This window comes from Chryseobacterium sp. CFS2, from assembly GCF_036543225.1.
GTDB lineage: Bacteria > Bacteroidota > Bacteroidia > Flavobacteriales > Weeksellaceae > Chryseobacterium > Chryseobacterium culicis_A.
Genome location: NZ_JAZHQU010000005.1, coordinates 88729 through 103634 on the forward strand (window position 1 = coordinate 88729; position 14906 = coordinate 103634).

Sequence of the window (14906 nt, forward strand, 5' to 3'; positions counted from 1 at the left end):
CTTTTTGGGACTATTTTTTTGTTGTGTTTTTCCCCTTTTTTTGTAGTGACTCTGGAAAAATTGCATTCACTACATGCAGTTTGGATATTTTGAATGTACGCAATTCAGGATGAAAATAGGGTGGTAAAGGACTTATTGACGTTGATTTTAGATCTTATTTTTTCATTTTTTTCAAAAGAGTATAGGCCATAAAGGAAATGTATCCAAAAAGAATACTGGCAAAAAGAATATTAATCACCGTATTTGTTTTGTCATCCGGTGACTGGAAAAAGAAGTTGTAACTGATAAATCCTACAATTAAAATAGCGAAAATAATGAGTTGTGGTTTCATAAAGTTCAGGGTTTAGAGTTTAAGGTTGTGAGACTGCTTCTACATTGTAGAAATGTACACTACTTATTCACTTCCATTGAGTAGGTTCTTCTTCGTTTATGGTTGACAGGGTTATAATCCTGCCAAAGAACCTGCACACTTTTATTTTCTTCCAGTTCAGGATTGGTCTCAGCAAAATCAATTCCCATGCTTGTAAATCGTACAAAAATTTCCTTGAAAATAATAGCGGTTACCCCACGTCTCTGGTATTCCGGATGAATTCCGATAAGATAGAAATTGGCACGGTCATTCTTTTTTCCGGCTTGTAAAAAATGCCACCATCCGAATGGAAATAATTTTCCTTTTGATTTTTGTAGTGCCTTGGAATATGAAGGCATTGTGATAGCAAATGAAACCAGCTGCTGATTTTCATCTACCACGCAGATTACATAATTTTTATTGATGAAAGGGAAATATTTTTCTCTGTATGTTTTGATTTGTTCATCCGAAATAGGAGTGTAAGTGGAAAGATGTTTGTATGTTTCATCTAAAAGCTTAAACATAGGCTCTACATAAGGAAGAATTTCTTCCTTTGACTTGAAATTAAGAACCTTCAGTTTATATTTCTGAGCAATTAATCCACTGAATTTTTCTACTTTTTCGGGAAGTACTTTTGGGAAATTCATTTCATACTCTACCCATTCTTTTTCTTTGGTTAGTCCAAGATTTTCCAGGTGTTTTGGATAGTATGCGTGATTATAAATTCCAATCATTGTCGCCAGTTTATCAAATCCCATGGTTAGCATCCCTGCTTTGTCAAGATTGGTGAATCCCATTGGACCTTCTATCATGTTGATATTATGTTCCCTGGCGTAGTCGGTAGCAGTTTGTATCAAAGCTTTTGAAACTTCAGCATCATCAATAAAATCTATCCAGCCGAATCGTACCTTTTTAATACCTAATTCCTTTTCCTCTTTATGATTAATAATCACGGCAATTCTGCCTACAACTTTGTTATCTTTTAAGGCCAAAAATTGTCTGGATTCTGAATATTGCAGGGCTGGATTTTCTTTTTTATCCCAGATTTTCATTTCGTCTTTAATAAAAGATGGAACATAGTACGGATTATTTTTGTACAGATCCATAGGAAACCTTACGAATTGTTTGAGCTGGTCAGCTGTTTTTACTTCAATAATTGAAATTGTAGACATGTTTTTGGGGATGAATTAGAGGACAAATATAAATAATAATATCTTATACTTTGGCACAGTTTTTATATGATTATGGGTAAAATTAAACACAAAATTTATATAAAATGGTGGGTTATTATATCATTATTGGTATTTCAATGTTGGTGAGCTGGTGGGTTTCGTCCAGATTGAAATCGAAATTTGAATATTATTCCAATGTACACCTTCGAAATGGACTTTCGGGGAAAGAAGTAGCGGAAAAAATGTTGAGAGATAACGGAATAAATGATGTTCAGGTCATATCAGTACCCGGGCAGTTGACGGACCACTATAATCCGGCAGATAAAACAGTTAACCTTTCAGAAGGAGTTTATATGCAGAGAAACGCAGCATCGGCGGCAGTAGCAGCTCACGAATGCGGACATGCAGTACAACATGCAGTAGGGTATTCTATGTTGAATTTACGTTCAAAACTGGTTCCTATTGTGAATATAAGTTCCAATCTGATGCAGTTTGTTCTTATTGCGGGTATCGCAGTAATGGCTGCATCAAGAACGATTGAAAATCCGAATGGAAATACAACTGTTCTTGCGATTGGAGTCGCTATGTTCGCAATGACAACGCTTTTTGCTTTTGTAACACTTCCGGTGGAATATGACGCGAGTAACAGAGCTATGAAATGGCTTAAAGATACAGGCACTGTAACTGCAGAAGAATTTGTAGGAGTACAGGACAGTTTGAAATGGGCTGCAAGAACTTACGTGGTAGCTGCCTTAGGTTCTCTGGCACAGCTTCTTTACTGGGCATCTTTGCTTCTTGGTGGAAGAAGGGATTAATCATTAAATTCAAATGAAACATATTGCATCTCGGAAAGTTTTTCTGAGATGCTTTCTTTTTGTGCCAGTTTTAATGATGCGGTAAGAATACAGTTTTCATTAGCATCAAAATTCAAAACTTTAGCATCAAATCTAGAAAGCAATGTGAAAATTGTATTCTGCTGATTGAAATTAAACTGGATTTCAACTTCTGTTTCCAGTTCTCTGGTAATGATATGAGCTTCTTCCAACGTAATCTTCGCAGATTCTTTATAGGCTTTTACCAGTCCTGAAACTCCCAGTTTGGTTCCTCCGTAATAACGGACTACAATCACCAGTATGTTGGTGATTTCATTCGCTAATAGCTGGTTGTAAATAGGTAACCCGGCACTTCCGGAAGGCTCACCATCATCATTGGCACGATAATTCTCACCATTTAATCCCATTCTGAAAGCATAACAGTGATGGGTAGCTTTCGGATGTTCTTCCCTTATTTTTTCCAGTGCACCCTTTAATTCCTTTTCATTGGTCACCGGATAAGCAAATCCGATAAATTTGCTTCCTTTTTCTTTTAAAAGGGTATTTTCTATGGGTTTTTCTATGGTTTTGTATTCAAACGTCATTAGAGTTCCTGCTTTGTTTATGCAAAAGTATTAAATGCTGTAGTAACTTCCATCATTATCATAAATTAAGCCGTCAATTTTGACGGCTTATATTTTGTTATCTAAGATTTTTAAACTTTTTAAGTACATAAATCCTCAGGAATCAAGCATAAATAGCTTGTAGGGCCACAAAAATCTGTAGGGCATTTATCTCTGCATCTCGTAGGCTGTCCATTCGGTAGAGTACAGTTTACAAAGACTCCTCCCTGGATTGCTTTTAGGCCGGATCTTGATATTTTTTTCAAATCTTTCATAGTATTATTTTTTATTGAATACTATTGGATTAGCATGAGAATGTTCCGTCTGCCCAAGGTGGTGGGCAACTCATACTGGATGGAGTAGCACAGCAATGCTGCAATGAAGGTGGATAAAATGAACAGCATTCAGGAGCATTTCCTCCGTTTATTTTTTTTAGATTCTGTCGTGAAACTTTCTTTACATTTTTCATAGTAATTTTTTTTGTGTAACTAATGTAAATAAATTATTTCATTTAACGGTGATAAAAAGGTTTTATTTTGCTTTGAAAAAAGAGATTGTATTGTCTCTGAAATTTTCAGTTTTAGCGTTTGAATGATTGAATTCCGGGGCTTTTGTTCCGTTTTCCAGTTTCAGATTTTCATTCTTAATAACAATGGCTTCGTCCCAAAGATCAGCATTAATAAACTGCTGCAGCGTAAAACGGCCTCCTTCAATAATAACAGATTGTATCTGTTCTTTGTATAAGGCTTCCATCAATTCCTGAAGAAAATTATCCTTATTGATTTTGATGAATTGAATATGTCCTTCAGTAGACTCTTTTGTAGAATTTAAAACCAATGTTCTTGCTTCATTGTTGTAAATATTGAAATGGGCTGGAACTTTTAAATCAAAATCAATCAGAATTCTGACAGGATTTACGCCTTCTGTATTTCTTACAGTGAGACTTGGGTTGTCATGCAAAGCGGTTTGAGTTCCTACCAGAATGGCATGCTCGTCAGCTCTCAACTGATGAACAAACTGATTCACCAAGGTGTTGGAAACAGCAGTTGGTTTAAAATCCTTATCCAAAAATCCATCACCGGATTCTGCCCACTTTAGAATGATATAAGGTCTTTTCTTTTCGTGATAAGTGAAAAATCTTTTGTTAAGTTCAATGCACTCTTTTTCCAGGATTCCGGAAACGGCTTCAATTCCTGCATCCTGAATGATTTTTTTTCCTTTACCATTCACTTTATCATGGGAATCCATTGCTCCAATCACCACCTTTTTAAATCCTAATTCTTTAATCTTTAAAGCACAAGGAGGCGTTTTTCCATAATGAGCACAAGGTTCCAGAGATACATAGATCGTTGATTCCGGAATAAGATCTTTATTTCTGACCGAATTGATAGCATTGATTTCAGCATGGTTTTCTCCGGCTTTATGATGATAACCCTCGCCAATGATTTCTCCGTTATGTACAATCACACTTCCCACAAGTGGATTAGGATACGTGTTGCCAAGTGCCTTCTGAGCCAGCTCGATGCATCTTTTGATATAAAATTCGTCGTTGTTCATAGTATAAAAAGAAAAAGCGAAGACAAATTGCTTTGCTCCGCCTTTATTTATTTTGTTATCTGTTATTCTCCGCTGATGATGCTGTGGAGATTTTGTTTTAATGTTTCAAGATGAGCTTTTTTCTCATCAATCGTGTTGTATGTGTCTTTTAATAGAGGATTCTCTCTTGACGGTTTATTGAAGAAAGAAAGGTTGTTTTCCAGTTTTACGATTTCTGCCTCAAGATCCGAGATTTGATTTTTGATCTTTCTCGCTTTGTCGGTAAGCTGATTTTCAGATAAGCCTTCTTCTTTCAGTTCAAGTTCGTTGATTTTGTTTATTTTCAATTTCTCTCTTAATGTTTTGTTGAATTCAGAGTTGATTGAAATTTTATCTCTAGGAACTTTTCCAATATTATTCCATGAAGTTTTGATCTGTTCAATTTTTTCTATGCTGCCTTCTTCATTGGAAACTTCTTTAAGTTCATCCAGAAGGGCTTTTTTGTTCTTGTAGTTCTCCTTCCAGTTGTCAGTAGAGGTATTGCTTTTCTCTCTGTAGTTGTTGAAGAATGCATTACAGGCATCACGGAACTCATCCCAGATTTTATTGGTCATACTCTTAGGAACGTGACCAATTTTTTTCCAGTCTTCCTGAAGCTTTTTGAATAACGGAACAGCAATATCCCATTCCTCATTATTCATATTATCCTGTGCAGTCTGGATCAGTTTTAATTTTTCTTCAAGATTAGCTTGCTGAGAGCCTTTCAACGATTTGTAGTAGTTGTTTTTCGTTGTATTAAAACCTCTTAGTGTCGTTTTGAAATCATTCCAGTTTTGGTTGGAAAGTTTTCTTGGAACACTTCCTGTTTTTAAAAAGTCAGAGCGCAGATCTTCCACTCTTTTGATGGAATTCTGCCAGTAGTTGTGGTTAGGCGTTTCTGAAGGTTCAGAAAGTTTCTTGATTTCAGCAATGATCTCGTTCTTCCTTTCAAGGTTAACGGCCTGTTCTTTTTCGATAGAAGCAGAAAGTTCAGATTTTCTTTCGTGAATCTTATTGGAAATTTCTTTGAATTCTTCCCATGTTTTTTCACGAAATTCTTCTGCTACGGGTTCAGCTTCTTCTTTCCATAATTTATGAAGGTACTGAAGCTCATTTAAAGCTTTTTGAATTACCGGTTCGTTTTCCAGTTCTTTAGCTCTGGCTATAATATGCTCTCTTTTTTCCAGGTTGTGGCTGTATTCCTGTTCCAAAAACTCTTTGTTCAGATCCAGCATCTGATAAAACTGATTCAGGTGGTGGAAATAGTTATTGTTAAGAATTTTGAATTCAGATTTTGCAACCTGTCCGGCTTTTGACCAGTCTTCTTTAATCTCACGGATGGATTTGAAAAGATTGATTCCGGGTTCAGAGTTGGTATAAAGGTTTTTAAGTCTTTCGATAATACTTTGGCGATGGTCAAGATTTTTCTTTTGCTCTTCTTCCTGTCCTTTCTGGAAGTCTTCATGTTTTTCTCTGAAGATATTGACCAATGCAGAATACTTAGTTTGAGAAGGGTGTTCATAGCTGAAGTTTTCAACAGGATTTCCGGCTTCTACATATTCATGTTTTTTATCCTCCACTTCATCATGGATGTAATGACTTGCTTTTTCCTTCAGTTGGTTGAATCTTTTGAAATTCTCACCAGCATTGGGAGTGTTGATGATTTTTTCCATTTCCTTTAAAGCATCAGCAAGGGAAATTTCTTCTTCATGTTCTTCCAGGTGTTCTGCTGCATCATCTTCATGTTGGTTTGCATCATGAGAAACTGCGTTTTCTGATGTGTCCTGAGATACTTCGTTAGGATTTTTCTTTTCTTCGTTTTCAGAAAGATTGTTTTCTGTAGTCATAGCAAATCTTTTATGTGAGTGGCGTTAATATCCTTTAAATATAGCTGAAAGGCCAATTAAAGCACTAATTTATGTTATTTTTTTTGAAAATTCCAAATTTCCCAAGCTTTTTCTGCTTGCTGTTCAAGCATATAATATCCATTCACGGTCTTTGCTCCTTTTTCAGAGGCATTGATGATGAATTGAGTGTAGTTGGGGTTGTAAATCAGATCAATAACCAGATGGTCTGAAGAAAGCCCGTCAAAAGGAAAGTTCAGACAGTCTTTAACATTCGGGAAAGTACCTACCGGCGTACACTGAATGATAATTTTATGCTCTGCAACAGTTTCCTGATCAAGGTTTTCAAAATTGATTTCCGTACTTCTGGAAATGGTCACAGAAGGAATATTATGTTTGTCTAATGCATATTTGACAGCTTTTGCCGCACCTCCGTTTCCTAAGATCAAAGCTTTGTCCTGTGAAGGTTTTCTGTGTAAAAGAAGCGTCTTTTCAAACCCGAAAGCATCTGTATTATAACCGGTCTTCTTACCATCCTGAATAAGAACACAGTTGACAGCGCCTATTTTCTCAGCTTCATCACTTAATTCATCAAGATAATCGATTATTTTTTCTTTGTAAGGAATGGTAACATTAAATCCTAACAGCTCCGGAGATGCAAAAAGATTTTCCACTTCATTGATTTCATTCAGATCAAAAATATCGTAGGAGAAATTCTGCAGCATGAGCTTTTGGAACTTGTTTTCGAAGAATTTTTTAGAAAAAGAATAGGAAATATTTCTTCCTATCAATCCTAATTTTTTATTGGAATCCATACATCAAAAATAAAAAAAAGACCGGATAAATCCGGCCTTTGATTTGAAATATTTTTTAATAATTAATCTACGATAAATTTAGTAGAGAAATGGTCTGCTTTCAGAATGTAAGTTCCTTTTACCAAGCCTTTAAGACTGATTTTGTTTGAATGTCTGAAAGGATTAACAATCGTTTCAATTAATTTTCCTGAAAGATCATAGATACCAGCTTTTGAAATTTTGTCAAGGTTGTCTCCTTTTACAAATAATTCATTATTTCTTACCGGGTTAGGGTAGATGGTAAATGCTGATTGAGCTTTTTGGTTTTCAGCAGTAGCTAACGTACCGAAACATGCCCAGCTAAGGTCATCCAAAGCAACTCTGTTGGTAGTAGAAGAGTTTGTCAGCTTAATGACAACGTTTCCGCTTACATTTATATTGTTAAGGGTAGTTGTCGTTGCCACATTACTGTAAGGAATAGTTCCTACATTCACATCGTTTACAAAAACATTGATATTACCAGCGGTTCCAGAGAATTTCAACTGTGTGGTTAAAGTTAAATTCTGAATTCCGCTTGAAAGGGTTGAACTTGTTAAGTTACCATTTCTGATGGTAATGGCTTTGTTGTTGATGGTCTGGTCAACTCTTGCGTCAGTTGCTGTCCAGGAGATTCCGTTGTTCGTCCAGGTTGCTGTCATGTAAGTGTTTGCTGCTCCGGTAATCATTTCAAAATCCTCCGTTCCACAGCTTCCGCCTCCGGCAGGAACGTCAAGAGTAGTTGCTGTAGCAGTTGTACTTTGTGGAGAAGAGTTTCCGAAAGCATCTTTAGCAATTACATAGAACGTATATTGAGTAAGTGGAGCTAATCCTGATACAATTGTAGATGTTGTTGTACCGGAAACCGTAGCTTTTAATGTACCATTTGCATAAACCTGGTAAGTAGTTACTCCTACATTATCCGTAGCAGCTGTCCAGCTTAGAGCGATAGAATTTGAAGTAGGATTGTTGGCTACAAGGTTGGTTGCTGCTGTAGGAGCCTGGTTGTCAATTACCGGAGATCCCCAGATTTGAGAAACATATTCAGGATGATCAATGAAAGGGTTTCTGTTTCCCTGGTAAGTATAAGAAGCATTGTTTCTTGCAATTTCTTCTGCAGATACAGGATCCATTGCATTCCATATTAAATACTGATTGAGTGCCCAAGGCTGCAGTCCCGGGAATGGTGTGTTACCAAGCATATCACCGGAAGTGAAATTGGAAAGTTTGTCTTCGTATCTTGTTACAAAATAAAGGAACATTCTGGCAATATCTCCTTTAAAAGCATCAATGGGTTCAAATACAGTACCCGAGTATCCTGCTGATACGGAGGTGCCTAATTTTGATCCGTTTTTAGAGGTAAACGAAGTATTTCCTACGAGTCCGAAAGGGTAGTTGGATCTCATTCCGTTTACTTTTCCATCTGTAGCACGGATAAAATGAATATCAGCTACCATGGGAGAAGCACTGTTGAATAAACTCTGAGGAATAACGTGTTCTCTGTTGTAACAGTCGCCTTCATTAGAGTAGCCATTAGATCCACATTGGTTGGTTCCCAGGGTGAAATTATATTGGTCCGGTCCATTTGGATTTTCAGAATAGATATCCAGAATAGTTCCGTCATTCTCATAAAAATAGTCGCGGTCAGTGGTCGCATAACCTGTCCATAAGCCACCATAGCCATTATCTATATGTCCATTGGTGATGATGTTCTTAAGAGCTGTTTTAAGAGCTGCACCTGTTAATCCTGCCGGTTGATTGTAATATCCAGCCGGAGCTTGTGCTAAAGTGCTGATAAATGTCAGACTTAATAGAAAAAAAGATAAAATTCGTTTCATTTCTTTAAAATTGGGGCGTAAAGGTACGAAAAAATGAAACCGAAGTATATTAACTTAATGTAATATATAAACTTAGAATATTAGTTTTTAGTAATATATTCTTTACTGATTTTTGAAAAGAACCATGAAATTGTGATTCCAAATAAGGACGCTGTAAGTGCTACGATAAGGTAATTTTTGCCCACAATTTTTACAGGGAATGGAAGAACTTCATTAGCTCTGAAAAACTCTGTGTAGAGCTGGAAGTAGCAAAGTGCTGTTCCAAGAATCAATCCGGTAATCACTCCGGAAATAACAATCAGGATTCCGGTGTAGAAATAAGTCATTCTTAAATGGCTTAAAGGGAATCCAAGTGATATCAATGATTTTGCCTGCTCTTTTTTATCAAGCTGAAGGATGATAATGGCTCCGGCAAGATTAAAAGTGGTAATAAAAATGACGAGTGCAAAAATCAGGTAAATAAAAAGTTTTTCCGTGTTGATCATTTTCCAGAAAGCAGCATTCTCTTCTTCCTTGGTTTTAATCTCAATATTTTTCCCAAGCGAAGGAAGCAGGCTTTGTTTTACTGCATCCGCATTTTCCGGATTTTTCAGTTTAATAACAATCTGGTAAGCCGACTTTTTTGGAAGACTAAGTAATTCCTCTGTAAGTTCAATAGGAGAGATGATATAGTTATCCAGCTGATCTTTTCCTGGGAAAACGCCTGTTACCAAAATATCTCTTTTGTTGTAGATATCTTCTTCCTTACTGATAATCCCTGTTCCCGGTTTGGGCATAAAGATCGTCGCATAATGATTGGAAGAATCCACAGGAATTGAAAGTCTGTTATCCAGACTGTTTTCCATCAATACTTCATTGGAATATCTGAAACTTGGGTAAGTTCCATAGAAAACCTCTTTATTAATAGGGTTTACTTTCACATAGGCAGAATCAACACCTCTTAAATAAGCAATGTCACCCTTACCATTGAAACTGATGTACACTTTTTCTTCAATAACCCGCGAGAAACTTTTGATTTCTTTATTACTGCCCAAAACTTTACTGACGTTATCCAGATTTTTGATAGTTTTTCCGGAAGCACTTTTTAAAGTAAGATCAGCATGAAGATTGGAAATAAGGTCCTTGTTCAGGTCTTCGAGGCCTGAAAAAACAGAAATGATGACGAACATTGCAGTCACAGCAACCGTCATGGCACCTACAGCCAGCCACGTAATGAACGTAACGGCAGTACTTCCTTTTTTAGCCAAAAGGTATCTGGATGCTATGTAAAATGCAATATTCTTCAAGATCTATAAAACAGGATTGTCGCCTTCGCCTCTTAATTCTCTTTCCAGTTTTTCAACATCATCAAGAGCGGTATCCAGGTAAAAGTTCAGTTGTGGAATGATACGTACCTGTTTTGCCATTTTCTGGCCAATAAAATTTCTGTATTGAGTCTTGTTTTCTTCAATCTCCTTCATGACAGCGGTACGGAATTCCTGCGGGAAAATGCTTAAATAAATCTTAGCAATTCCTAAGTCGGCAGTTACTTTTACATCTGAAACAGATACCAATATGCTCTGTTTGCTTTCTGCAGCCTGTTTGCGGAAAAGCTCTGCGAAGTCTTCCTGAATGATCTGTGCTACTTTTCTTTGTCTGTTACTTTCCATAATTTCTGCAAATTTAGTACTTTTGTTTGAATTGATACTTTGAAATTCAACTGCAGTATCAAATTTACGATTTAATTATATTTATTAATAGTTATGAAGCTAGAACATATTGGTATTGCTGTAAAGTCTTTAGGCATTTCTGATGAACTTTTTACGAAACTCTTAGGAAAAGAATCCTACAAAAAAGAAACTGTAGAGAGAGAAGGCGTGGTGACTTCTTTTTATGAAACCGGGGAGAGCAAAATCGAATTACTGGAAGCCAGCAATCCTGAAAGCCCGATCTCAAAATTCATTGATAAAAAGGGGGAAGGCATCCATCATCTGGCATTTGGGGTTGAAAATATCCTGGAAGAAGTAAAAAGATTAAAAAAAGAAGGATTTCAGTTTATCTCTGAAGAACCGAAAGAAGGTGCTGATAACAAATTAGTTGTATTCCTTCATCCAAAGTCTACCAACGGAGTACTGGTGGAACTTTGCCAAGAAAAGCAATAAAAAATTTTGTAGTGAAAGAAATTTTACTATTTTTGCAAACACAAAATTTAACCAAATTTTGAGGTCCTATAGCTCAGTTGGTTAGAGCACCTGACTCATAATCAGGTGGTCCCTGGTTCGAGCCCAGGTGGGACCACATAAAATCAAGCACTTACAGAAATGTGAGTGCTTTTTTTATTTGTTAACTGCAACAATGCTGAACTCTTTTTGCATTTTTCAAATTTGAAATGTGTGGAACAATTGAAGTAAACAGAGCAATTTTTAAGGATTACTTAAAGTAAAATCTTATGGGGAAAAGAGAAGTGAATTATAGTATATATGGTTGTAACTTCTTGATAAACAGGTGGTAGTTGTGTTTTCTGGATTTGTAGTTTCCGAAATAATAAGACAAAAAAAACAGGACAAAACTGCCCTGCCTATACTTTTAATTAAATATTTTATTCTCTTTCAATAGGATTATTGTTAAGCTTATAAGATTCTTTTATTTCTTTCCCTTGCTTCTCAATAAAGTCTTTTACCTTCATGTCTGTTCCAGGCATTGTCATACCTAATAATTGAGGGGTTAGCTCACTTCTCATGGCAGCTAAAGGATCTTGTTTGTAATTTTCGAATGTTTTTGTGAATCTTCCTTTTTCTACGATCTTCACATTACCACTGGTAAATTTTTTAACCAATGAATCTTCACTGCTATCTTTAGCTTTTCTATTTCCTTTTAAGGTAAATGAATAATGTTGTTGATCGTCTTCTATTTTTACAATTAATCCAGGTAAACCATTAAATTTGTAGGGACCGTCATTAAAAGGGAGATCCTTACAAAACCAGGCAGTCCATTTTCTTCCTGCAAAATTTAATGTTGCTTTCTGGGCATTATATTCACCGATTTTTTGTGTTTCTTTCTGAATTTTCCAATTAAAATTTAATTTTTCCTGATAGCCAAATGTAATAGGAGTCAATCCGTTCATAATATCTTCAGTATATTGAACTTCCATATCAGGATGTTTTTTTGTTACAGAATAGGTAAACCGAACATTGGGAAGAGCTGTTTGATTTTCATAGATACCTGTTTTTTGCATTTTTTTAAATACTTCGTTGGAGATCGAATCTGAAACGATTAATTGATAATCTTTAAAGATTGATTGATCTTTTTTAATATCCAAAACCATCATCGCTGTTTCATTTCTTAAAGAATCTTTTTTAGGTTTATATTGTACCTCATAAAAAAAGCGATTTATTTCCTGGGCTTTGGTTTTGATCGTTATTAAGAAAAATAATGGTATTATTAATAAGTATTTCATAGGGTAATTTTTAAAAATAGTATCTGTATTTTGCAAAAATTTTATAACAAAAATCTGTAAAAAAAATAGGCAAAAAAGAGAAAAAAGAAATAAACCTCCAGGGAGAAGTAAAGTTGGCCAATATTTCAAATATTGCCTTTGATCTTACCCAAACTTCATTGTTATTGACATAATATATGGTTTGAAGATCTATAAATTTTATTCCTTTATCACGAAGAATTTTTCTTGCCTCTTTGCTTCTTACGGATGTGATTTCCAATGTTTCAATGTTTGATTGGCTCCATTTTGAAAACCGGGTGCAAAACTTACATTCAGAATCATAAATAATAACTTTCATTTTGTGAAATTTTAATTCGGTTGTAAGTCCGAATGATTTTTTATGTTTTTATATTGTGATAAAATGAATAGCGAAGAAAATGATCCTGCCAACAGGCCTGTAAATATCATTACGCCACTTTGGAGAATAAATGGAATTCTTTTCATGTAATCAATATTTTTTGAGGTTACCGCATATTGTCTGGATATAATCTGCAATGTTTCCGCATATTTTAAAGACAGCGTTTTATCAACTAAAGCATAGACGAAAACATCAATTAAAAAAATCATAATGCTGCTTAGGATAAACGTACAAATGATATAATAAAAATTTGCGATATGATTTATTTCTTCTACACTCTTATATTTCTTTAAGGATAGAAACAAAATAATGGCGGCTATTATAAAAGCAATAAGCAATGAAAAAACAGGGAAAAAGGAAACGGCCGTCATACTGAAATTATCATAAGAAAGAGCGTATGCAAGGCCATAAATACATCCTGTAAAGGATAAAGCGATCACTATTGAAGTAATAAAAATATACTCCAATGAAATAAGATTATTGTCCATAGAAATTAGTTTTAAATGCTAAATGTTTGTGTAAGAGACCCAATCTTTCTGAATATCTTCTGTAAGATGTGTCCTTATTAAATGGTATTCTTCTGAAAGATAAATTTTAACGAATTTTCCATTTTGTAAATGACCGATGTAATCACAGCAATGGGTAAGAGTTTCCATGATGTGAGAACTTATTAAAACGATCTTATTCCTTTTTTTTAATTCATCAATAATAAAATAGAATTTTTCGACACTGTCAAAATCAAGCCCGTTAAATGGTTCATCAAATAAATATACTGGCCTGTCAATTAAAATATTACAAAGGATTGCAAGTTTCTTTTTTGTTCCTAATGAAAGCTTTTCAACAATAGCATCTGTGGGAATATTAAAGAAATTTGTCAGTTTTTTCATTTTTTCATCCTCGTTTTCATTGATAAACAGACTTAAAATATCGTTAACTGATAGGTAAGGATAAAAATAATTTTCAGATTCCAGATAAGAAATATCTCTTTTACTTATAGGTTGATTTTGTAGTAATATCTGCCCATTGTATTTTGTATTTTGAAAAATAGATTCAAATAAAGTTGTTTTTCCTGCACCATTTCTTCCTAAAACCCCAAATATGTGCCCTTCATTTATTTCTAAATTAAGGTTATCTATAACTTCTTTGGCGTTATACTTCACTGTAATATTTTGTATCCTAAACATATTGAGCAATTTTCTTTAAGGCTGATTTTCTATTATTTATTATATAAATTATTGCTGGAATTATCAACCCAATAATAAGGGCAAATTTGAAAAAGTCTGCATCATTGACATGGGTCGTCTTTATTTTTTCATTATAACTTATATACTTATGAATAACAATGATATAATTTGAAAGTAAAAGATAAAGACTGAAATAAATTATATATTCTCTTTGTAAAGGATTTAAAAATGCAAAGGTGATGATTGCCGGAATTGAAATCATCCAGCAAATCAAAAAAGAAGACATGATTTTTTTTTCTAATCTCAATTTTGAAAACTGCAGAATGAGAATTTCTTTATTTTCCTGGAGTGAATATACATGCAGGAGAATGTGCAGCCAACATAATCCTAATATTAGTAAAGTTGCCGGATGATATCCTAAGAAAGCAGAAAATAATCCAAAAGAAAAGAAAATTACAATATTCTTTCGGATGTAAGCTTTCCATTCTAATAAGGCATTTGGAATTTTATTGATAAATTTTGGATTTGCAACATATTTTTTAAACTTTAATAAGGGCAAAATGAAGCATAAAAAAACATTTCCCAAAAAGACAAAGTTGCTTTCTTTAAAAATGAAAAATAAATTTATGAATGTCCAAATTATACAATATTCTAATGCAAGGCTTATATAAAATTGCTTTCCTAAAATATTCTTTAAAAAATTAATATCCTTTCGCGTAAAATGAATGATAAATAAAACAGTTGATGAAATTAATGCATAATAACTAGTGTTATTTGTTTTAAAAAAGACCAAAAACAAAAGTATTATACTTACTAAAAGACCAATATCCATACTTTGGTTTGAAG

At 34.5% G+C, this 14906-nt stretch carries 18 protein-coding genes and 1 tRNA gene; 3 read left to right on the top strand and 16 right to left on the bottom strand.

Annotation, left to right across the window (positions count from 1 at the left end):
* Positions 1-154 precede the first annotated feature (154 nt).
* On the bottom strand, positions 155-331 hold the full coding sequence (locus ODR02_RS13090; protein WP_002983535.1) for a hypothetical protein: 177 nt from the start codon (positions 329-331) through the stop codon (positions 155-157).
* Positions 332-390: 59 nt separating this feature from the next.
* The gene (locus ODR02_RS13095; protein WP_309513128.1) at positions 391-1521 is read right to left on the bottom strand and encodes a GTP cyclohydrolase; all 1131 of its coding nucleotides are present in this window, start codon (positions 1519-1521) and stop codon (positions 391-393) included.
* A gap of 104 nt (positions 1522-1625) precedes the next feature.
* Between ODR02_RS13095 and ODR02_RS13100 the strand changes: the two genes are divergently transcribed.
* Positions 1626-2336, top strand: coding sequence for a zinc metallopeptidase (locus ODR02_RS13100; protein ID WP_185126835.1), 711 nt, complete (start codon positions 1626-1628; stop codon positions 2334-2336).
* On the opposite strand, the gene ODR02_RS13105 is transcribed toward ODR02_RS13100, so the two are convergent.
* From ODR02_RS13105 to rbfA, 9 genes are all read right to left on the bottom strand, one after another.
* A complete protein-coding gene (locus tag ODR02_RS13105; RefSeq protein ID WP_105684339.1) occupies positions 2333-2938 on the bottom strand; it encodes an IMPACT family protein in 606 nt (201 codons plus the stop codon). The genes ODR02_RS13100 and ODR02_RS13105 overlap by 4 nt on opposite strands.
* 119 nt (positions 2939-3057) lie before the next feature.
* Positions 3058-3231: a bacteriocin-like protein gene (locus ODR02_RS13110; RefSeq protein ID WP_309513127.1), complete on the bottom strand. Its 174-nt coding sequence runs from the start codon at positions 3229-3231 to the stop codon at positions 3058-3060.
* Between the two features lie 29 nt (positions 3232-3260).
* A complete protein-coding gene (locus ODR02_RS13115) occupies positions 3261-3425 on the bottom strand; it encodes a bacteriocin-like protein (protein WP_309513126.1) in 165 nt (54 codons plus the stop codon).
* 62 nt (positions 3426-3487) lie between these two features.
* Positions 3488-4513 (bottom strand): bifunctional diaminohydroxyphosphoribosylaminopyrimidine deaminase/5-amino-6-(5-phosphoribosylamino)uracil reductase RibD, encoded by a 1026-nt coding sequence (ribD, locus tag ODR02_RS13120; protein ID WP_309513125.1) that lies wholly within the window; start codon positions 4511-4513, stop codon positions 3488-3490.
* A 62-nt stretch (positions 4514-4575) separates the two neighbouring features.
* Positions 4576-6378 (bottom strand): DUF349 domain-containing protein, encoded by a 1803-nt coding sequence (locus ODR02_RS13125; RefSeq protein ID WP_309513124.1) that lies wholly within the window; start codon positions 6376-6378, stop codon positions 4576-4578.
* A gap of 74 nt (positions 6379-6452) precedes the next feature.
* The gene (locus ODR02_RS13130) at positions 6453-7190 is read right to left on the bottom strand and encodes a shikimate dehydrogenase family protein (RefSeq protein WP_105684336.1); all 738 of its coding nucleotides are present in this window, start codon (positions 7188-7190) and stop codon (positions 6453-6455) included.
* A gap of 62 nt (positions 7191-7252) precedes the next feature.
* Entirely contained in the window at positions 7253-9043 is a 1791-nt protein-coding gene (locus tag ODR02_RS13135; protein ID WP_309513123.1) for an endonuclease, read from the bottom strand.
* A gap of 80 nt (positions 9044-9123) precedes the next feature.
* Positions 9124-10329, bottom strand: coding sequence for an ABC transporter permease (locus ODR02_RS13140; RefSeq protein WP_309513122.1), 1206 nt, complete (start codon positions 10327-10329; stop codon positions 9124-9126).
* A gap of 3 nt (positions 10330-10332) precedes the next feature.
* Positions 10333-10692, bottom strand: coding sequence for a 30S ribosome-binding factor RbfA (gene rbfA / locus ODR02_RS13145; RefSeq protein WP_209785966.1), 360 nt, complete (start codon positions 10690-10692; stop codon positions 10333-10335).
* Between the two features lie 93 nt (positions 10693-10785).
* On the opposite strand from rbfA, the gene mce reads away from it, so the two are divergent.
* Both mce and ODR02_RS13155 read left to right on the top strand, forming a co-directional pair.
* Positions 10786-11184 carry a methylmalonyl-CoA epimerase gene (gene mce / locus ODR02_RS13150; RefSeq protein ID WP_105684333.1) on the top strand — a complete coding sequence of 133 codons (399 nt, stop codon included), beginning with the start codon at positions 10786-10788 and terminating at the stop codon, positions 11182-11184.
* Between the two features lie 62 nt (positions 11185-11246).
* Positions 11247-11320 (top strand) — tRNA-Ile (locus tag ODR02_RS13155).
* Between the two features lie 301 nt (positions 11321-11621).
* Here ODR02_RS13155 and ODR02_RS13160 read toward each other — a convergent pair.
* The 5 genes from ODR02_RS13160 to ODR02_RS13180 are packed head-to-tail and all read right to left on the bottom strand — an operon-like array spanning position 11622 to position 14892.
* Positions 11622-12608: a GLPGLI family protein gene (locus ODR02_RS13160; protein ID WP_309513121.1), complete on the bottom strand. Its 987-nt coding sequence runs from the start codon at positions 12606-12608 to the stop codon at positions 11622-11624.
* Positions 12490-12816: a thiol-disulfide oxidoreductase DCC family protein gene (locus ODR02_RS13165; protein WP_309513120.1), complete on the bottom strand. Its 327-nt coding sequence runs from the start codon at positions 12814-12816 to the stop codon at positions 12490-12492. The genes ODR02_RS13160 and ODR02_RS13165 overlap by 119 nt, the downstream gene beginning before the upstream one ends.
* A gap of 11 nt (positions 12817-12827) precedes the next feature.
* Positions 12828-13364 carry a hypothetical protein gene (locus ODR02_RS13170; RefSeq protein ID WP_309513119.1) on the bottom strand — a complete coding sequence of 179 codons (537 nt, stop codon included), beginning with the start codon at positions 13362-13364 and terminating at the stop codon, positions 12828-12830.
* Between the two features lie 18 nt (positions 13365-13382).
* Complete coding sequence (locus ODR02_RS13175) at positions 13383-14060, bottom strand: ATP-binding cassette domain-containing protein (protein WP_309513118.1); 678 nt, start codon at positions 14058-14060, stop codon at positions 13383-13385.
* The gene (locus ODR02_RS13180; RefSeq protein ID WP_309513117.1) at positions 14053-14892 is read right to left on the bottom strand and encodes a hypothetical protein; all 840 of its coding nucleotides are present in this window, start codon (positions 14890-14892) and stop codon (positions 14053-14055) included. Before ODR02_RS13180 ends, ODR02_RS13175 begins: the two co-directional genes overlap by 8 nt.
* Between the last annotated feature and the right edge of the window lie 14 nt (positions 14893-14906).